Source organism: Caenimonas terrae, assembly GCF_042655405.1.
GTDB classification, from domain to species: domain Bacteria; phylum Pseudomonadota; class Gammaproteobacteria; order Burkholderiales; family Burkholderiaceae_C; genus Ramlibacter; species Ramlibacter terrae_A.
In genome coordinates, this window is sequence record NZ_JBHSMF010000010.1 from 271,724 (window position 1) to 289,422 (window position 17,699).

Sequence of the window (17,699 nt, forward strand, 5' to 3'; positions counted from 1 at the left end):
ACTGGCTTATATTGGCGGTTGGCGATACATCGATACACGAAGGACCCCCCATGAGAGCCCTGGCCCGCATCCTGGCGACAGCCGCCGCCCTGTTCCTCACCCTGCCCGCGCTGGCGCAGGACAAGGTGGTTTACCACATCGACAACTCCGAAGCCCAGGCGACCAAGGGCCTGCGCAACGTGCGCAACCACCTGGACGTGGCCCCGGACACCAAGATCATCGTTGTCACGCATGCCGAAGGAATCGACTTCCTGATGGAAGGCGCCAAGGACAAGAAGAACCCCAACATCGACTACGCCTCGCTGGTGAGCGCGCTCAAGGCCCGCGGCGTGCGCTTCGAAGTCTGCGAGATCACGATGCGCACCCGCGATCTCAAGAAGGAGCAGTTCATCATGGACGCCGACTTCACCCCGTCCGGCGTGGTCCGCATCGCCCAGCTGCAGTCCCGCGAACACTACGCCTACATCAAACCCTGAGCGCGCGAAGCCTCCCCCAACCATGCCCAAACGAGCGCTTAGCAACAACGGGGCCGGACCGGTCGAATCCGACGAGGTGTTCGAACTCGCCGCCGAGGTGTTCCGGGTGATGTCGGCGCCGATGCGCCTGAAGATCATCGCCAGCCTGTGCAACGGCGAAAAGAACGTCAGCGAACTGCTGTCCGAGATCGAGACCACCCAGCCCAACATGTCGCAGCACCTGAACACGCTGTACCAGGCCGGCGTGCTCGGCAAGCGCCGCGACGGCGTGCAGATCTATTACCGGATCACCAATGACCGCGTGGTGACCCTGTGCCGCGCGGTTTGCACCCAGATCGCGATCGAAACCGACGGAGGGCGCTGACCGTGCGCCCGCATGCCATGACGACCGGCGCGCGGCTGGCAGCCATCGTCCGCGCCGGCGTTGCCCTGCTGGCGCTGGGCGCCGCCTTGTCGGCCCACGCCCAGCCGGCCGCTGCGCCCGCGCCCGCCCCCACGCCGATGGTGGCGCAACAGGTCTCGGCCTCGGCCTGGTACGTGCAGGGCGAATCGGCGATGGGCAGCCCGGCCAACCGCAACTTCATCTCCAACGCCGGCTTCATCGACACGCCGGCCGGGGTGGTGGTCATCGACGCGCTGGGCTCGCCCGCGCTGGCGCGCGAGCTGATCGCGCAGGTGCGGCGGCGCACCGGCAAGGCGGTCACCCACGTCATCCTCACCCACTACCACGCCGACCACATCTACGGCTTGCAGGAGTTCAAGCGGGCCGGCGCGAAGATCATCGCCCAGCGCCACGGGCTGGAGTACCTCAACTCCGACACGGCACGCCTGCGGCTGGAAGCGTCGCGCACCGACCTGGCGCCGTGGATCGACGCCGAGACCCACCTGGTGGCGGCAGACGAATGGGTCGACGGCCCGCGCGAGCTGGTGGTCGGCGGCGTGAAGCTGCTGCTGCAGCCGGTGGGGCCGGCGCACACCCCGGAAGACATGGTGGTGTACCTGCCGGCCGAGAAAGTGCTGTTCGCCGGCGACATCGTGTTCCGCGGCCGGCTGCCCTTCGTCGGCCAGGCCGACAGCCGGCACTGGGTCGCCGCCCTGAACACCGTGCTGGCCTACGACGCCAAGGTCATCGTTCCCGGCCACGGCCCGGCGTCGAATTCGCCGCGCGAGGACATCGAACTGACGCGCGACTACCTGGTGTACCTGCGCGAGGCCATGGCCCGGGCCGCCCGCAACATGGATCCCTTCGACGAGGCCTACCAGCAGACCGATTGGTCGCGCTTCGAGAAGCTGCCGCTGTTCCATGCCGCCAACCGGATGAACGCCTACAACACCTACCTGCTGATGGAGCACGAACCGCCATGAACCCTCCCGGTCCTGACCGGCTCTCGCGCCGCCGCTTCGCCCTGCTGCCGGCCGCGCTCGGCGTGGTGGCGTGGGGCCGTGCCGGCAGTGCGGCCGCTGCGACGCTGCCCGCGTCGGTGTCGCTCGCCACCGAGCTGGCTGCGGCGCTGGCGGCGCACAAGCCGCTGGTGGTGATGGCCAGCCTGCTGGGCTGTCCCTTCTGCCGGGTGGTTCGCAACAGCTACCTGGCGCCCCTGCGGGCCGAGGCCGGCCTGCAGGTGGTCCAGCTGGACATGGGCAGCGCGCAGCCGGTGCGCGATTTCGACGGCAAGCTGCGCTCGCATGCCGAGATGCTTCGCGCCTGGGGCGTGGGCGTCGCGCCCACGGTGCTGTTCTTCGGCAAGGGCGGCCGCGAGGTTGCGCAGCGCCTGGCCGGCGCCTCCATTCCCGACTTCTACGGCGCCTACCTGGACGAGCGCCTGCACACCGCGCAGCTCACGCTGGGCTGAGCCCGGCGAAGTCCGGCTGGCCCCGCGGCGTCGAACTCGGGGGCGCATCGCGCAGCAGCTGCCGGTGGGCGGCGAAATGCTGCGCCAGGTAGCTCTCGCCGCGTTCCAGGATGAAGTAGCGAAAGGCCTCGGCCGCCGGCGACAGCACCTTCGACAGCGTGTGGACCACGTTCCAGGCCCGCACGACCGGCGTGCCCGCCACGTTGACCACCGCCAGCAGGCGGTTGTCCAGCTCCAGCTGCAGGGTGTGCAGCGACAGGAAGCTGATTCCCATGCCGGCGATGACCGCCTGCTTGATGGTCTCGTTGCTGCCCATCTCCATGATGACGCGCGGCTCCAGGTGCACTTCCTGCAGGAATTTTTCCAGCGCCACGCGGGTTCCCGAGCCCTGCTCGCGCACGATGAAGCCGTAGGGCCGCAGTGAGTCGGCGGTCGGCGCGCCGCCCTCCTCCGTCGTCAGCGGATGGCCGATGGGCGCGACGAACACGTGGGGATGGGCCGCGAAGGGCTCGGTGCGGGTGGCCAGCTCCTTGGGCGGCCGCCCCATCACGGCGATGTCGACATCGTTGGCCTGCAGCATCTGCACCAGTTCGCCGCGGTTGCCCTCGACCAGCCGGATCTCCACGCCCTCGTGTTCCTGCCGGAATTGCGTCAGCAGCCGCGGCAGGAAGTATTTCGCGGTGCTGACCATGCCGATGGTCAGGGTCCCGACCTCCACCTGCTTGAGGCGGGCGGCAGCGTCCTCCGCGTCCTTGAGGATCGCCAGCATGCGCCGCGCGTAGACCAGCATGTACTCGCCGGGCGTGGTCAGGGCGACGCTGCGCCCGCCGCGGTCGAACAGCGCAAAGCCGACGTGCCCTTCGAGTTCCTTCACCTGCATGGTGACGGCGGGCGGAGTGAGGTGCAGCGCGTGCGCCGCCTTGGCAAAGCTCAGGTGCCGGGCCACTTCGCTGAACACCCGCAACTGGCGAAACGTCGCGTTCTTCATGGATCACTTAACCAGTGGTGAACAAAACCTGAATTTACCTTACTTAAGCCGCGACTTATAGTTATTTTCACACCACCCACACAGGAGAGCAAGCGATGGCCGACCAGCAGATCACCGATGCCAAGAAGCGCTACAGCGCAGGCGTTCTCAAGTACCGGCAAATGGGCTACTGGATGCCGGATTACGTGCCCAAGGACACGGACACCATCTGCCTGTTCCGCATCACGCCGCAGGAGGGTGTGGACCCCGAAGAGGCGGCCGCGGCGGTCGCCGGCGAATCCTCCACCGCGACCTGGACCGTGGTGTGGACGGACCGCCTGACCGCCTGCGACAGCTACCGGGCCAAGGCCTTCCGGGTCGAGCCGGTGCCGAACAACCCGGGCCAGTACTTCGCCTATGTGGCCTACGACCTGATCCTGTTCGAGGAAGGCTCGATCGCCAACATGACGGCCAGCCTGATCGGCAACGTCTTCTCGTTCAAGCCGCTGAAGGCCGCGCGGCTGGAGGACATCCGCATCCCGGTGGCCTACGTCAAGACCTTCAAGGGCCCGCCCACCGGCCTGGTGGCCGAGCGCGAGCGCCTCGACAAGTTCGGCCGGCCGCTGCTGGGCGCCACCACCAAGCCCAAGCTGGGGCTGTCCGCCCGCAATTACGGCCGCGTGATCTACGAGGGCCTCAAGGGCGGCCTGGACTTCATGAAGGACGACGAGAACATCAACTCGCAGCCCTTCATGCACTGGCGCGACCGCTTCCTGTACGTGATGGACGCCGTCAACAAGGCGCAGGCCGTCACCGGCGAGGTGAAAGGCTCTTACCTGAACATCACGGCCGGAACGATGGAGGCGATGTACGAACGCGCCGAGTTCGCCAGGGAGCTGGGCTCGGTGGTGGTGATGGTCGACCTGGTGATCGGCTGGACCGCCATCCAGTCGATGGCCGAATGGTGCCGCCGCAACGACATGGTGATGCACATGCACCGTGCCGGCCACGGCACCTACACCCGGCAGAAGAACCACGGCGTCAGCTTCCGCGTGATCGCCAAGTGGCTGCGGCTGGCCGGCTGCGACCATCTGCACACCGGCACGGCCGTCGGCAAGCTCGAGGGCGACCCGCTCACCGTGCAGGGCTACTACAACGTCTGCCGCGACAGCTACACCAAGATCGACCTGCCGCGCGGCCTGTATTTCGACATGGACTGGGCCGACACCAAGAAGGTGATGCCGGTGGCTTCGGGCGGCATCCATGCCGGCCAGATGCACCAGCTGCTGGAGCTGTTCGGCGACGACGTGATCCTGCAGTTCGGCGGCGGCACCATCGGCCACCCGCAGGGCATCCAGGCCGGCGCCGTCGCCAACCGGGTCGCGCTGGAATCGATGGTCAAGGCCCGCAACGAAGGCAGGGACATCCTGCAGGAAGGCCCGGACATCCTGCGCCGCGCCGCCCAGACCTGCGGCCCGCTGCGCGCCGCGCTCGATACCTGGGGCGACATCAGCTTCAACTACCAGTCCACCGACAGCAGCGACTACGCGGTCACGCCCGTGGCCGCCTGAACCAAGGAGCAACCGCCATGATGACCAACCCCACCGGCCGCCTGACCCAGGGCCAGTTCAGCTTCCTGCCCGATCTGACCGACGCCGAGATCACGCTGCAGATCCAGTACGGCCTGGACAAGGGCTACGCCTGGAGCGTCGAGTACACCGACGACCCGCATCCGCGCAACACCTACTGGGAGATGTTCGGCATGCCGATGTTCGACCTGCGCGACGCCGCCGGCGTGCTCGCGGAAGTGCATCAGTGCCGCAAGGCGTTCCCCAGCCACTACATCCGGCTGATGGCGTTCGACTCCACCCGTGGCGTCGAATCGATCGCGATGAGCTTCCTGGTCGGCCGGCCGGAGCAGGAGCCGGGCTTCGCCCTGGAGCGCCAGGAGGTCGGCGGCCGCGTGATCCGCTACACGACCCGCAGCTATGCGGCCAACAAGCCGGAGCGGGAGCGCTATTGACCGCCCGCCCTGCCAGCGTGCGGGCGCCAGGAGCAACACCATGACCATGCCGCTTCACCTCATGCCGGCCGCGCCGGCGGCGTCGGCCGAGCCGGCGCCAGCCGTGCGGATCGCCCGCACCGTCGGCGAAGTGCTGGCCGAATCCCAGGTCGAGGCCGTGCTGGAGGAACTCGATCGCGACCTGGTCGGCCTGGCGCCGGTCAAGGCCCGCATCCGCGACATCGCCGCCCTGCTGGTGATCGACAAGCTGCGGCTGAACCTCGGGCTGACGGCGCAGGCGCCCAGCCTGCACATGAGCTTCACCGGCAACCCCGGCACCGGCAAGACCACGGTGGCCATGCGCATGGCGCAGATCCTGCACCGGCTGGGCTACGTGCGCAAAGGCCACCTGGTGGCCGTGACCCGCGACGACCTGGTCGGCCAGTACATCGGCCATACCGCGCCCAAGACCCGCGAAGTGCTCAAGCGCGCGATGGGGGGCGTGCTGTTCATCGACGAGGCCTATTACCTGTACCGGCCCGAAAACGAGCGCGACTACGGCCAGGAGGCGATCGAGATCCTGCTGCAGGTGATGGAGAACCAGCGCGACGACCTGGTCGTGATCCTGGCCGGCTACCAGGACCGGATGGAAACCTTCTTCCGCAGCAATCCCGGCCTGAGTTCGCGCATCGCCCACCACCTGGCCTTTCCCGACTACCAGCCGGAGGAACTGCTGGCCATCGCCGACAAGATGCTGGAGGCGCAGAACTACCGGCTGGGTGAAGGCGCGCGCGAAGCGCTCTCGCGCTACGTCGGCCTGCGGATCCGCCAGCCGCACTTCGCCAATGCGCGCAGCGTGCGCAATGCGCTGGACCGGGCGCGGCTGCGCCAGGCCAGCCGCCTGTTCGCCCAGCGCGACGCGCAACTGAGCGCGCAACAGCTCACCACGCTGGAGGCCGAGGACATCCTGGCCAGCCGCGTGTTTGCCATCACCTGAGGAAATCCCATGGACCACCGACCGCTCCAGGCGCTGATCTTCGACGTCGACGGCACGCTCGCCGACACCGAGCGCTTCCACCTGGCCGCCTTCAACCAGGCCTTCGCCGCCGAAGGCCTGGACTGGCAGTGGGACGAGCCGCTGTACACGCAGCTGCTGGATGTTTCCGGCGGCAAGGAACGGATCCTGCATTACTGGCGCCAGACCCGCGGCCACGTGGTCGACGTCGACGGCGCCGCGGTGCGCGACACCGTGGAGCGGCTGCACCTGGCCAAGACCGCCGCCTACGAGGCCATGGTCAACGCCGGCGCCATCGCGTTGCGCCCGGGCGTGCTGGCGCTGCTGCGCGACGCCGCCAGCCATGGCCTGCAGCTGGCCATCGCAACCACCACTTCTCCCGCCAACGTCGCGGCCCTGCTGCGGCGCGCCATGGGTCCGGCCTGGCGGCTGGACTTCTCGGTGATCTGCGACGCCTCCACCGCACCGCTGAAGAAGCCCCATCCGCAGGTGTACCAGCGGGCGCTGCAGGCGTTGCGGCTGGAGCCGCAGGCCTGCCTGGCCTTCGAGGACTCGTCCAACGGCTTGCGGGCAGCCCGCGCCGCCGGCATCGACACCGTCATCACGCCGACCCACTTCACGGTCCACCATGATTTCCATGGGGCCCTGCGCGTCCTGGACAGCCTGCAGGGCGTGGGCGCCGCCGACCTGCAGGCCTGGCGTGCGCAGTCGACGGAGGCCATGCAATGAGCCGCAGCTGCCTGCAGATCGCGCCGTCCCTGCTGGCCGCGGATTTCTCGCGGCTGGGCGACGAGGCCCGGGCCGTGGAAGCGGCCGGTGCCGACATGCTGCATTTCGACGTGATGGACAACCATTACGTGCCCAACCTCACCATGGGCCCGATGGTGTGCGAGGCGGTGCGCCGCCACATCCGCATCCCGATCGACGTGCACCTGATGGTCGAGCCGGTCGATCCGCTGGTGCCGCTGTTCGCCAAGGCCGGCGCCGACATCATCACCTTCCATCCCGAGGCGTCGCGCCACGTCGACCGCACCCTGGCGCTGATCCGCGAGCACGGCTGCAAGGCCGGCCTGGTGTTCAACCCGGCGACCCCTCTGGACTGGATGCAGCACGTCATGGACAAGCTGGACATGGTCCTGCTCATGAGCGTCAACCCGGGCTTCGGCGGCCAGCGCTTCATCGAAGGCACCATGCCCAAGCTGCGGGCCGCACGCCAGCGCATCGACGAGCACGTCCGCCACGGCGGCCGGCCGATCCGCCTGGGTGTGGACGGCGGCGTCACCCTGGACAACATCGGCCGCATCGCGCGCGCCGGCGCCGACATGCTGGTAGCCGGCAGCGCCGTGTTCGGCGCGCCCGACGCCGGCGGCGGCTACAGCGAAATCCTGTCGCGGCTGCGCACGCACGCCGTGGAGGCCGTGGCCTAGCGGCCGCGCATCTTCTTCCCGAGAAAGACTGCCATGCCCCTGTCGAACCGCCCCACCCTCACGCAATACCTGATCGACCAGCGCCGCCGCTTCCCGCAGGCGACCGGCGACTTCAACGCCCTGATCCTGGACGTGGCGCTGGCCTGCAAGGCCATCGCCAAGGCCGTGGCCTACGGCGAGCTGGGCGGCATGCTGGGCCGCCACCCCGGCGTCGACGGCGTGGCCGTCAACGTGCAGGGCGAGCAGCAGATGAAGCTCGACGTCCTGAGCAACGAAATCTTCATCCGCATGACCGAATGGAGCGGCCACCTGGCCGGCATGGCGTCCGAGGAGATGGAGCGCCCGCACCCGATCCCGGCCCAGTACCCGCGCGGCAAGTACCTGCTGCTGTTCGATCCGCTGGACGGTTCCAGCAACATCGACGTCAACGTCTCGGTCGGCAGCATCTTCTCGGTGCTGCGGGCGCCCGACGACGCCGTCGCCGGCGAGCTGGAGGAAGCGCATTTCCTGCAGCCCGGCCAGCAGCAGGTCGCGGCCGGCTACGCCCTGTACGGACCGACCACGATGCTGGTCCTGACGGTGGGCAACGGCGTGGCCGGCTTCACGCTCGACCCGATCCTGGGCGAATTCATGCTGACGCACCCGGACCTGCGGGTGCCGGCCGAGACGCAGGAGTTCGCGATCAACGCGTCCAACCGCCGCTTCTGGGAGCCGCCGGTCAGGCGCTACGTCGAGGAGTGCCAGGCCGGCCGCGAAGGGCCGCGCGGCAAGGATTTCAACATGCGCTGGATCGCCTCCATGGTGGCGGAGGCGCACCGGATCCTGATGCGCGGCGGCGTGTTCCTCTATCCGCGCGACAGCAAGGACCCGACCCGCGCCGGCCGGCTGCGGCTGCTGTACGAGGCCAACCCGATCGGCTTCATCATGGAACAGGCGGGCGGCCGCGCCAGCACGGCGCGCCGGCCGGTGCTGGGCGTGCAGCCCGAATCGCTGCACCAGCGGATCGGCCTGGTGTTCGGCTCGCGCTGCGAGGTCGAGCGCATCGAGCGCTACCACGCCGAGCCGGGCCCGGGCGACAGCGCCGCCCCGCTGTTCGGCGAACGCAGCCTGTTCACGGCCTGAACGCGCACCCAAGATTTTTCAGCCTCAGGAGACCCCCATGTCCGAGCGACATCCCATCATCGCCATCACCGGCTCGTCCGGCGCGGGCACCACCTCGGTGACCCGCACCTTCGAGAACATCTTCCGCCGCGAGGGCGTCAACGCCGCGGTGATCGAGGGCGACAGCTTCCACCGCTTCAACCGGCTGGAGATGAAGTCCCGCCAGGCCGAGGCGGAGAAGGCGGGCGACCGCAACTTCAGCCACTTCGGGCCCGAGAACAACCTGTTTCCGGAACTGGCCCAGCTGTTTCGCAGCTACAGCGAAACCGGCCAGGGCACCCGCCGGCGCTACCTGCACGACGCCGACGAAGCGGCGCCCTACAAGCAGGAGCCGGGCACCTTCACGCCGTGGGAGCCCTTGCCGGAAGCGACCGAACTGCTGTTCTACGAAGGCCTGCACGGCGCCGTCGTCACGCCCGAGGTCAACATCGCCCGCTATCCCGACCTGCTGATCGGCGTGGTGCCGGTCATCAACCTGGAATGGATCCAGAAGCTGTGGCGCGACAAGTCCAAGCGCGGCTACTCCACCGAGGCCGTCACCGACACCATCTTGCGCCGCATGCCGGACTACGTGAACTACATCTGCCCGCAGTTCGCCCACACCCATGTGAACTTCCAGCGCGTGCCCTGCGTGGACACCTCCAACCCATTCATCGCCCGCGAGATCCCGGCGCCGGACGAGAGCTTCGTGGTGATCCGCTTCGCCCAGCCCAAGGGCATCGACTTTCCCTACCTGCTGAACATGATCAACGACTCGTTCATGTCGCGCGCCAACACCGTGGTCGTGCCGGGCGGCAAGATGGAACTGGCCATGCAGCTGATCTTCACGCCCTTCATCTGGCGGATGATGGAGCGGCGCAAGCGCGCGCTGGCGGCGGCATGAAAAGCGGAACGAGCATGACCCGCACGCCCGCCCTCGAGCGCCGCATGGCCGACGCCCTGCGCATGCTGGCCGTCGACGCCATCGACCGTGCCGCCTCCGGCCATCCGGGTGCGCCCATGGGGATGGCGGACATCGCGCAGGTGCTTTGGCACCGGCACCTGAAGCACAACCCCGGCAATCCCGCCTGGCCCGACCGCGACCGCTTCGTGCTGTCCAACGGGCACGGCTCGATGCTGCTTTACGCGCTGCTCCACCTCACCGGCTACGCGTTGCCGATCGGCGAGCTGAAGGCGTTCCGCAGGCTGCACAGCAAGACCCCCGGCCATCCGGAGGTCGGGGTGACGCCGGGGGTGGAGACCACCACCGGCCCGCTCGGCCAGGGCCTGGCCAACGCGGTCGGCATGGCGCTGGCCGAGAAGCTGCTGGCGCAGGAGTTCAACCGCACGCACCAGGGCGAGCGCCTCGACGTCGTCGACCATTTCAGCTACGTGTTCCTGGGCGACGGCTGCCTGATGGAGGGCCTGAGCCACGAAGCCTGTTCCCTGGCCGGCACCCTGCGCCTGTCCAAGCTGGTCGCCCTGTACGACGACAACGGCATCTCGATCGACGGCCACGTCGCGGGCTGGTTCAGCGACGACACGCCCGGGCGCTTCGAAGCCTACGGCTGGAACGTCATCGCAGCGGTGGACGGCCATGACCCGCAGCAGGTCGACGCCGCCCTGCAACAGGCCCGTGCCCAGGCCGCCACCGTCGACGGCAGGCCCACCCTGATCTGCTGCAAGACCGTGATCGGCAAGGGCTCGCCCAACCGCGCCGGCAGCCACGAGGTCCACGGCACCGCGCTGGGCGAGAAGGAAACCCAGGCCACGCGCGAGGCGCTGGGCTGGACCGCCGGGCCCTTCGACATCCCGGCCGACATCGCGGCGGCTTGGGACGCCCGTGCCCGTGGCGCCCAGGCCGAGCGCGAGTGGCAGGCCCGCTTCGACCGCTACCGGCAGCTGTTTCCACAAGAAGCCTCGGAGTTCCAGCGGCGCAGCGCCGGCGTGCTGCCGGCCGGCTACGCCGGGGCCAGCACCGCACTGCTGCAGCAGGTGGCGGGGCGGGCCGAGCCGGTGGCCACCCGCAAGGCCAGCCAGCAGGCGCTGGACGGCCTGGCGCCGCTGCTGCCGGAACTGTTCGGCGGCTCGGCCGACCTCACGGCCTCCAACCTCACCAACTTCAAAGGCTGCGTGCGGGCCGGGCGCGACACCTGGGGCAACCACCTGTCCTACGGCGTGCGCGAGTTCGGCATGGCGGCCATCATGAACGGCATCGCGCTGCATGGCGGCTACATCCCCTACGGCGGCACCTTCCTGACCTTCAGCGACTACAGCCGCAGCGCCATCCGCATGGCCGCCCTGATGAAGCTGCGCGTCATCCACGTCCTGACGCACGACTCGATCGGCCTGGGCGAGGACGGCCCGACCCACCAGAGCATCGAGCACATCCCCTCGCTGCGCCTGATCCCGCAGCTCGATGTCTGGCGGCCCTGCGACGGCCTGGAGACCGCGGTGGCCTGGATGTGCGCCGTGGAACGCAGCGACGGGCCGTCGGCGCTGTGCCTGTCGCGGCAGAACCTGCCGCGGCTGCTGGCCGACGCCGCCTTGGCGCAGCAGGTGCGTCGCGGCGGCTACGTGCTGTCCGACATGGCGGGAGCGCAGGCCGTCATCATCGCCACCGGTTCCGAGGTGGCGCTGGCCATGGCGGCCCAGGCCGAACTGGCGGTCGAAGGGATCGCGACCCGCGTCGTCTCGATGCCGTGCACCAGCCTGTTCGACCGCCAGCCGCCGGCCTACCAGGACCGGGTGCTGCTGCCGCGCCTGCCGGCGGTCGCGGTGGAAGCAGCGCATCCGGACTTCTGGCGCAAGTACGTGGGGCGCAGCGGCGCGGTGGTCGGCATCGCCAGCTTCGGCGAATCGGCGCCCGCCAGCGACCTCTACCGGCACTTCGGCATCACGGCCGCGCGCATCGGCGACGAGGTCCGCCGCCTCGTGCAGGGCGCGAGCGCGCCGGCGCACCACCCGGACGCGGCTGAACCGGCGGTGCCGGCATGACGGCGCCGGCCCCATGGCGGTTCGACCTGGTGCTGTTCGACCTGGACGGCACGCTGGTGGAAACCGCGCCCGAAATCCGCGACGCGGTCGACGCCACGCTGCAGCGCCTGGGCCTGCCGCCGGTGGAACTGCGCCAGGTCGAGCACTGGATCGGCCGCGGCACCCGCGAACTGCTGGCCGAGGCGCTGGCCTTCGCGACGCAGACGCCGCTGGCCGAGATCCGCGACAGCGAGCTGTTCCGGCGGGCGCTCGGGGACTTCTCCGTCGACTACGCGCTGGCCAGCGGCACCCGCAGCCGGGTCTATCCGCTGGTGCGTGAGACGCTGGAAGCGCTCGGCCGCCACGGCGTCAAGCGCGCCGTCCTGACCAACAAGGAGCAGCGCTTCACGCTGTCGCTGCTGCGCCAGCACGGCCTGCACGGCCTGATCGACCAGGTGGTGTGCGGCGACACGCTTGCCACCCGCAAGCCGGACCCGGCCGGCGTCGCGCACTGCCTGCAGACCTTCGGCATCCCGGCCGATCGCGCCCTGCTGGTCGGCGACTCGTCCATCGATGTGGCGACGGCGCGCAATGCCGGGGTGGCGGTCTGGGCCGTGACCTACGGCTACAACATGGGCCAGCCGATCGCGGCGGCGCGGCCGGACCGGCTGCTCGCCGACTTCCAGCCGCTGCTCGACGCGCTGGCGCCGCCGCACCAGGCACTTCCTCCCTCCCCCTCTTCTTCCATCCTCCAATGACCATCAAGATCGGCATCAACGGCTTCGGGCGCATCGGCCGCAACGTGCTGCGCAGCGCAGTGCAGAACTTCAGCGACATCGAGATCGTCGGCATCAACGACCTGCTGGAGCCCGACTACCTGGCCTACATGCTGCAGTACGACAGCGTGCACGGCCGCTTCCAGGGCGAGATCAAGGTGGACGGCAGCACGCTGATCGTCAACGGCAGGAAGATCCGCCTGACGCAGGAGCGCGACCCGGCCAACCTCAAGTGGGGCGAGATCGGCGCCGACATCGTGCTGGAGTCGACCGGCCTGTTCCTGGACAAGGCCGGCGCCGGCAAGCACCTGGCCGCCGGCGCCAGGAAGGTGATCATCTCGGCCCCCAGCAAGGACGACACGCCGATGTTCGTGTTCGGCGTCAACCACAACAGCTACCAGGGCGAGGCCATCATCTCCAACGCCTCGTGCACCACCAACTGCCTGGCGCCGCTGGCCAAGGTGGTCAACGACAAGTGGGGCATCAAGCGCGGCCTGATGACCACCGTGCACGCGGCCACCGCGACGCAGAAGACGGTGGACGGCCCGAGCAACAAGGACTGGCGCGGTGGCCGCGGCATCCTGGAGAACATCATCCCGTCGTCCACCGGCGCGGCCAAGGCGGTCGGCGTGGTGATCCCCGGGTTGAACAAGAAGCTCACCGGCATGAGCTTCCGGGTGCCGACCTCCGACGTCTCGGTGGTGGACCTGACCTGCGAGCTGGTCAAGGAAGCGACGCTCAAGGAGATCTGCGCCGAGATGAAGGCGCAGAGCGAAGGCGCGCTCAAGGGCATCCTGGGCTACACCGAGGACAAGGTGGTCGCCACCGATTTCCGCTGCGATCCCCGCACCTCGATCTTCGACGCCGACGCCTCGATCGCGCTGGACGGCACCTTCGTCAAGCTGGTGTCCTGGTACGACAACGAATGGGGCTACTCGAACAAGTGCCTGGAGATGGTGCGGGTCGCGGCCCGTCCCGCCTGAAGCGCCCCCTGCGACCGATCCGAAACCCCCTGAACGGAGAGACCCCATGGCAATGATTGCCCTCAGACAGATGCTCGACCACGCGGCCGAACACGGCTACGGCGTGCCCGCCTTCAACGTCAACAACCTGGAGCAGATCCAGGCCATCATGGAAGCGGCGCAGGAAACCGACAGCCCGGTCATCCTGCAGGCCTCCGCCGGCGCACGGAAATACGCCGGCGAGCCCTACCTGCGCCACATGATCCTGGCCGCGGTGGAGGCCCACCCGGACCTGCCGGTGGTGCTGCACCAGGACCACGGCGCCACGCCCGCCGTCTGCCTGCAGTCGATCCGATCGGGCTTTTCCAGCGTCATGATGGACGGCTCACTGCGCGAGGATGGCCAGACGCCGGCCAGCTACGAGTACAACGTGGAAGTCACGCGCCGCGTCAGCGACATGGCGCATGCGGTCGGCGTCTCCGTCGAAGGCGAACTGGGCTGCCTGGGCTCCCTGGAGACCGGCGAGGCGGGCGAGGAAGACGGCGTCGGCGCCAAGGGCAAGCTGACGCACGACATGCTGCTGACCGACCCGGTGCAGGCCCAGGACTTCGTGGCGCAGACCCGGATCGATGCCCTGGCGATCGCGATCGGCACCAGCCACGGCGCCTACAAGTTCACCCGCCAGCCCACCGGCGAGACGCTGGCGATCGACCGCATTGCGGCCATCCACGCCCGTGTGCCGAACACCCACCTGGTGATGCACGGCAGCTCCAGCGTGCCGCAGGAGTGGCTGGCCATCATCCGCAGCCACGGCGGCCAGATCAAGGAGACCTGGGGCGTGCCGGTCGAAGAGATCCAGCGCGGCATCCGCAACGGCGTGCGCAAGGTGAACATCGACACCGACATCCGGCTGGCCATGAGCGGCGCGATGCGCCAGTCGATGGCCCTGCACCCGGCCGAGTTCGATCCGCGCAAGGCCTTCCTGGCCGCCAAGCTGGCGGCGCGCGGGATCTGCAAGGCGCGTTTCGAGGCCTTCGGCTGCGCCGGCCAGGCCTCGCGCATCAAGCCGGTGCCGGTGGAAAGGATGGCCACCCGCTATGCCTAAGCGGATCGTCCATTTTCCCTAACCCGGGCCGGCGAAAACACGGCGCCGGCCTGATATATTCTCACAAGCTTATATGTTCCGTTTCCTTCCCCCGAACCTGAAACACACCATGAAACTGCTGCTCCTGGCCACCGCCGCCCTGCTCTCCAGTGCCACGTCCTTTGCCAACACCGAACTGGCCCAGAAGAATGCCTGCCTCGCCTGCCATGCGGTCGACCGGAAGGTGGTCGGACCGGCGTTCCAGGACGTCAGCAGGAGGTACGCCGGCCAGAAGGACGCGCAGGCCACGCTGGTCAGGAACATCAAGGCCGGCGGCGCGGGCAAGTGGGGCCCGGTGCCGATGCCGGCCCAGGCCGGGCTGAGCGAAGCGGATGCCGGCACGCTGGCCGCCTGGGTGCTCGCCGGAGCCAAGTGACGGGCGGCAGCCGGCGGCCCGGGGGCGGTGCGCGCGACCTAGCGTAAACCCCAGGAGACGCCCGGCTCCCGTCTGATATATTTGTACATCGTAATATACCGATTGATTCACATCATGAATGCTGGCCGGCTGCTCAAGGCGCCTGAAAACTTCATCGACCGCAACGGTGTCGCCAAGGTCTTCGCCGAGGCCCGTAGCGGCCGCCGCGACTTCATCCGCGGCGCCTTTGCCGCGGCGGCTGCGGGGCTGGCCCTGCCGGCCGTGCAGGCGCAGAACGTGGCGCCGGCGGACGGCGACCCGAACATCCTCAAGCTGCCGGAACACTCGACCAGCCTGGGCAAGCCGGTGGCCAGCGACGGCTACGGCAAGCCGTCCAAGTGGGAGTCCAACGTCCAGCGCCGCCCCAGCCCGGGCCTGACGCAGACCACCCAGGCATCGGTGTCATTTGCCCCGCTCCAGTCGCTGTTCGGCATCGTCACGCCCAGCGGCCTGCATTTCGAGCGCCACCACCAGGGCTGGTGGGACATCGACCCGTCCAAGCATCGCTTCATGGTCAACGGCATGGTCAAGACACCCAAGGTCTTCACCATGGATGAACTGATGCGGCTGCCGGCCGTGTCGCGCTTCCACTTCATCGAATGCGGCGCCAACACCGGCATGGAATGGGGCAACGTGGCGGTTCCCAGCTGCCAGTACACGCACGGCATGCTGTCGTGCAGCGAGTTCACCGGGGTGCCGCTGATCACGCTTCTGGAGCTGGCCGGCGCCGACCTGAGCAACGGCAAGTTCGTGCTGGCCGAAGGCGGCGACGGCTCCTCGATGACGCGCACCATCCCCATGAGCATGGTGAAGTCGGGCGAGGTGCTGGTCGCCTACGGCCAGAACGGCGAGATGCTGCGGCCGGAAAACGGCTATCCGCTGCGCCTGGTGGTGCCCGGCGTGCAGGGCGTCAGCTGGGTCAAGTACCTGCGCCGGATCGAGCTGGGCGACAAGCCCTACGGCACCAAGGACGAGACCATCCATTACGTCGACCTGATGCCGGACGGCCAGCACCGCCAGTACACCAGCATCCAGGAGTGCAAGAGCGTGGTGACCACGCCGTCGGGCGGCCAGACGCTGCTGGACAAGGGCTTCTACAGCGTGACCGGGCTGGCCTGGTCGGGGCGCGGCAAGGTCAAGCGGGTCGACGTCTCGGTCGACGGCGGCCGCAACTGGCGCACGGCGCGGCTGGAATCGCCGGTCATGAGCAAGTGCCTCACGCGCTTCTCGCTCGACTGGGTCTGGGACGGCAAGCCCGCCATCATCCAGAGCCGGGCGATGGACGAGACCGGCTACGTGCAGCCCAGTTACCGCGAGCTGCGGGCCGTGCGCGGATCGCGTTCGATCTATCACAACAATGCCATCCAGTCGTGGCTGGTCCAGGAAAGCGGCGAGGTGAAAAATGTCCAGGCGGGTTAAGGCGATCGCCACGGTGATGATGGCCGGCGCTGCCACGCTGGCGTGGAGCCAGGCCAAGGGCGGCTTTCCCGGCATCGGCCGCGATGCCACGCCCAAGGAAGTGGCCGCGTGGGACATCGACGTCCGGCCCGATTTCAAGGGCCTGCCGCCGGGGTCCGGCAGCGTCGCCAAGGGCCAGGAGGTGTGGGAAGGCAAATGTGCTTCCTGCCACGGCGTGTTCGGCGAGTCCAACCAGGTGTTCAGCCCGCTGGTGGGCGGCACCACGGCCGACGACATCAAGACCGGCCACGTCGCCAGCCTCAAGCGCACCGACTACCCGGCGCGCACGACGCTGATGAAGGTCTCGAGCCTGTCCACGCTGTGGGACTACATCAACCGCGCCATGCCGTGGTCGCAGCCCAAGTCGCTCAGCGTCGAGGAGGTGTATGCGGTGACGGCCTACCTGCTGAACCTGGGCGACATCCTGCCGGCCGACTTCACGCTGTCGGACAAGAACATCCGCGAGGTCCAGCAGCGCCTGCCGAACCGCAACGGCATCACGCTGGACCACGCGCTGTGGCCGGACACCGGGCTGACGGGCAAGTCGACGCCGGATGTGGTGGCCAAGGCCTGCATGAAGGACTGCGCCGTGGACGCCGCGCTGACGTCGACCATGCCCGACTTCGCCCGCAATGCCCATGGCAACCTGGCCGAGCAGAACCGGCACGTCGGCGCCCAGCGCGGCATCAACACCGCTCCCCCCAAGGCACCGCAGGCGGCTGCAGCGCCCGCCAAGGAGGCGCCCGCCGCGGTCGTGGCATCGGCTGCGGTCGACGCCGGCCAGGTGCAGGCGCTGATGCAGAAGAACAACTGCGTCGCCTGCCATGCGGTGGACCGGCGGGTGGTCGGCCCCAGCTGGTCGGAGATCGCCGGCAAGCACCACGGGAAAACCGACTACATTGCTGCGAAAATACGCTCCGGCGGGTCCGGCGTCTGGGGCGCGATTCCCATGCCGCCGCAGACCCTGGGCGATGCCGAGGCACGCCAGATTGCCGCCTGGCTGGCCGCCGGCGCCAGCAACTAGCCGCGACCGCAGGGATAGTCCCGATTCGCCGGTAACATCAATTCATTAGCATCCGCTTAATCAT

At 68.7% G+C, this 17,699-nt stretch carries 19 protein-coding genes; 18 read left to right on the plus strand and 1 reads right to left on the minus strand.

Annotation, left to right across the window (positions count from 1 at the left end; genetic code table 11):
- Nucleotides 1-50: 50 nt before the first annotated feature.
- Genes ACFPOE_RS20535 through ACFPOE_RS20550 form a run of 4 tightly spaced genes read left to right on the plus strand, consistent with a single transcriptional unit; the run spans nt 51 to nt 2,329 of the window.
- Complete coding sequence (locus tag ACFPOE_RS20535; RefSeq protein WP_376852188.1) at nt 51-476, plus strand: DsrE family protein; 426 nt, start codon at nt 51-53, stop codon at nt 474-476.
- Nucleotides 477-498: 22 nt separating this feature from the next.
- On the plus strand, nt 499-840 hold the full coding sequence (locus tag ACFPOE_RS20540) for an ArsR/SmtB family transcription factor (protein ID WP_376852189.1): 342 nt from the start codon (nt 499-501) through the stop codon (nt 838-840).
- 17 nt (nt 841-857) lie between these two features.
- Entirely contained in the window at nt 858-1,841 is a 984-nt protein-coding gene (locus tag ACFPOE_RS20545) for an MBL fold metallo-hydrolase (protein ID WP_376852190.1), read from the plus strand.
- Complete coding sequence (locus tag ACFPOE_RS20550) at nt 1,838-2,329, plus strand: thioredoxin domain-containing protein (RefSeq protein ID WP_376852191.1); 492 nt, start codon at nt 1,838-1,840, stop codon at nt 2,327-2,329. The genes ACFPOE_RS20545 and ACFPOE_RS20550 overlap by 4 nt, the downstream gene beginning before the upstream one ends.
- On the opposite strand, the gene ACFPOE_RS20555 is transcribed toward ACFPOE_RS20550, so the two are convergent.
- Nucleotides 2,316-3,317, minus strand: coding sequence for a LysR family transcriptional regulator (locus ACFPOE_RS20555; protein ID WP_376852192.1), 1,002 nt, complete (start codon nt 3,315-3,317; stop codon nt 2,316-2,318). The two genes, ACFPOE_RS20550 and ACFPOE_RS20555, sit on opposite strands and share 14 nt — an antisense overlap.
- Nucleotides 3,318-3,412: 95 nt before the next feature.
- Here ACFPOE_RS20555 and ACFPOE_RS20560 point away from each other — a divergent pair, with 95 nt between their 5' ends.
- The 14 genes from ACFPOE_RS20560 (at nt 3,413) to ACFPOE_RS20625 (ending at nt 17,635) form a co-directional block, all read left to right on the plus strand.
- Nucleotides 3,413-4,867: a form I ribulose bisphosphate carboxylase large subunit gene (locus ACFPOE_RS20560; protein ID WP_376852193.1), complete on the plus strand. Its 1,455-nt coding sequence runs from the start codon at nt 3,413-3,415 to the stop codon at nt 4,865-4,867.
- 17 nt (nt 4,868-4,884) lie between these two features.
- Nucleotides 4,885-5,319 (plus strand): ribulose bisphosphate carboxylase small subunit, encoded by a 435-nt coding sequence (locus ACFPOE_RS20565; protein WP_376852194.1) that lies wholly within the window; start codon nt 4,885-4,887, stop codon nt 5,317-5,319.
- Nucleotides 5,320-5,359: 40 nt separating this feature from the next.
- Entirely contained in the window at nt 5,360-6,295 is a 936-nt protein-coding gene (cbbX, locus tag ACFPOE_RS20570; protein ID WP_376852195.1) for a CbbX protein, read from the plus strand.
- 9 nt (nt 6,296-6,304) lie between these two features.
- A complete protein-coding gene (locus ACFPOE_RS20575; RefSeq protein WP_376852196.1) occupies nt 6,305-7,042 on the plus strand; it encodes an HAD-IA family hydrolase in 738 nt (245 codons plus the stop codon).
- The gene (rpe, locus tag ACFPOE_RS20580) at nt 7,039-7,740 is read left to right on the plus strand and encodes a ribulose-phosphate 3-epimerase (protein WP_376852197.1); all 702 of its coding nucleotides are present in this window, start codon (nt 7,039-7,041) and stop codon (nt 7,738-7,740) included. Before ACFPOE_RS20575 ends, rpe begins: the two co-directional genes overlap by 4 nt.
- Nucleotides 7,741-7,773: 33 nt before the next feature.
- On the plus strand, nt 7,774-8,862 hold the full coding sequence (locus tag ACFPOE_RS20585) for a class 1 fructose-bisphosphatase (RefSeq protein ID WP_376852198.1): 1,089 nt from the start codon (nt 7,774-7,776) through the stop codon (nt 8,860-8,862).
- A 37-nt stretch (nt 8,863-8,899) separates the two neighbouring features.
- Nucleotides 8,900-9,784, plus strand: a complete 885-nt coding sequence (locus tag ACFPOE_RS20590; RefSeq protein WP_376852199.1) for a phosphoribulokinase — start codon at nt 8,900-8,902, stop codon at nt 9,782-9,784.
- A 14-nt stretch (nt 9,785-9,798) separates the two neighbouring features.
- Nucleotides 9,799-11,877: a transketolase gene (tkt, locus tag ACFPOE_RS20595; RefSeq protein WP_376852200.1), complete on the plus strand. Its 2,079-nt coding sequence runs from the start codon at nt 9,799-9,801 to the stop codon at nt 11,875-11,877.
- Nucleotides 11,874-12,614 carry an HAD-IA family hydrolase gene (locus ACFPOE_RS20600; RefSeq protein ID WP_376852201.1) on the plus strand — a complete coding sequence of 247 codons (741 nt, stop codon included), beginning with the start codon at nt 11,874-11,876 and terminating at the stop codon, nt 12,612-12,614. Before tkt ends, ACFPOE_RS20600 begins: the two co-directional genes overlap by 4 nt.
- The gene (gene gap, locus ACFPOE_RS20605) at nt 12,611-13,615 is read left to right on the plus strand and encodes a type I glyceraldehyde-3-phosphate dehydrogenase (protein WP_376852202.1); all 1,005 of its coding nucleotides are present in this window, start codon (nt 12,611-12,613) and stop codon (nt 13,613-13,615) included. The genes ACFPOE_RS20600 and gap overlap by 4 nt, the downstream gene beginning before the upstream one ends.
- Before the next feature lie 46 nt (nt 13,616-13,661).
- Entirely contained in the window at nt 13,662-14,699 is a 1,038-nt protein-coding gene (gene fba, locus ACFPOE_RS20610; RefSeq protein ID WP_376852203.1) for a class II fructose-bisphosphate aldolase, read from the plus strand.
- A gap of 109 nt (nt 14,700-14,808) precedes the next feature.
- Nucleotides 14,809-15,114 carry a c-type cytochrome gene (locus ACFPOE_RS20615; RefSeq protein WP_376852204.1) on the plus strand — a complete coding sequence of 102 codons (306 nt, stop codon included), beginning with the start codon at nt 14,809-14,811 and terminating at the stop codon, nt 15,112-15,114.
- A gap of 114 nt (nt 15,115-15,228) precedes the next feature.
- Nucleotides 15,229-16,572, plus strand: a complete 1,344-nt coding sequence (gene soxC / locus ACFPOE_RS20620; RefSeq protein ID WP_376852205.1) for a sulfite dehydrogenase — start codon at nt 15,229-15,231, stop codon at nt 16,570-16,572.
- Nucleotides 16,556-17,635 (plus strand): c-type cytochrome, encoded by a 1,080-nt coding sequence (locus ACFPOE_RS20625; protein ID WP_376852206.1) that lies wholly within the window; start codon nt 16,556-16,558, stop codon nt 17,633-17,635. Before soxC ends, ACFPOE_RS20625 begins: the two co-directional genes overlap by 17 nt.
- Nucleotides 17,636-17,699: the final 64 nt, after the last annotated feature.

Coding starts and splice junctions, on each gene's coding strand:
- rpe (WP_376852197.1), top strand. CDS start 7,039: ATGAGCCGCAGCTGCCTGCAGATCGCGCCGTCCCTGCTGGCCGCGGAT.
- ACFPOE_RS20565 (WP_376852194.1), top strand. CDS start 4,885: ATGATGACCAACCCCACCGGCCGCCTGACCCAGGGCCAGTTCAGCTTC.
- ACFPOE_RS20575 (WP_376852196.1), top strand. CDS start 6,305: ATGGACCACCGACCGCTCCAGGCGCTGATCTTCGACGTCGACGGCACG.
- soxC (WP_376852205.1), top strand. CDS start 15,229: ATGAATGCTGGCCGGCTGCTCAAGGCGCCTGAAAACTTCATCGACCGC.
- fba (WP_376852203.1), top strand. CDS start 13,662: ATGGCAATGATTGCCCTCAGACAGATGCTCGACCACGCGGCCGAACAC.
- gap (WP_376852202.1), top strand. CDS start 12,611: ATGACCATCAAGATCGGCATCAACGGCTTCGGGCGCATCGGCCGCAAC.
- ACFPOE_RS20550 (WP_376852191.1), top strand. CDS start 1,838: ATGAACCCTCCCGGTCCTGACCGGCTCTCGCGCCGCCGCTTCGCCCTG.
- ACFPOE_RS20625 (WP_376852206.1), top strand. CDS start 16,556: ATGTCCAGGCGGGTTAAGGCGATCGCCACGGTGATGATGGCCGGCGCT.
- ACFPOE_RS20555 (WP_376852192.1), bottom strand. CDS start 3,317: ATGAAGAACGCGACGTTTCGCCAGTTGCGGGTGTTCAGCGAAGTGGCC.
- ACFPOE_RS20600 (WP_376852201.1), top strand. CDS start 11,874: ATGACGGCGCCGGCCCCATGGCGGTTCGACCTGGTGCTGTTCGACCTG.
- ACFPOE_RS20540 (WP_376852189.1), top strand. CDS start 499: ATGCCCAAACGAGCGCTTAGCAACAACGGGGCCGGACCGGTCGAATCC.
- tkt (WP_376852200.1), top strand. CDS start 9,799: ATGACCCGCACGCCCGCCCTCGAGCGCCGCATGGCCGACGCCCTGCGC.
- cbbX (WP_376852195.1), top strand. CDS start 5,360: ATGACCATGCCGCTTCACCTCATGCCGGCCGCGCCGGCGGCGTCGGCC.
- ACFPOE_RS20590 (WP_376852199.1), top strand. CDS start 8,900: ATGTCCGAGCGACATCCCATCATCGCCATCACCGGCTCGTCCGGCGCG.
- ACFPOE_RS20560 (WP_376852193.1), top strand. CDS start 3,413: ATGGCCGACCAGCAGATCACCGATGCCAAGAAGCGCTACAGCGCAGGC.
- ACFPOE_RS20545 (WP_376852190.1), top strand. CDS start 858: ATGACGACCGGCGCGCGGCTGGCAGCCATCGTCCGCGCCGGCGTTGCC.
- ACFPOE_RS20615 (WP_376852204.1), top strand. CDS start 14,809: ATGAAACTGCTGCTCCTGGCCACCGCCGCCCTGCTCTCCAGTGCCACG.
- ACFPOE_RS20535 (WP_376852188.1), top strand. CDS start 51: ATGAGAGCCCTGGCCCGCATCCTGGCGACAGCCGCCGCCCTGTTCCTC.
- ACFPOE_RS20585 (WP_376852198.1), top strand. CDS start 7,774: ATGCCCCTGTCGAACCGCCCCACCCTCACGCAATACCTGATCGACCAG.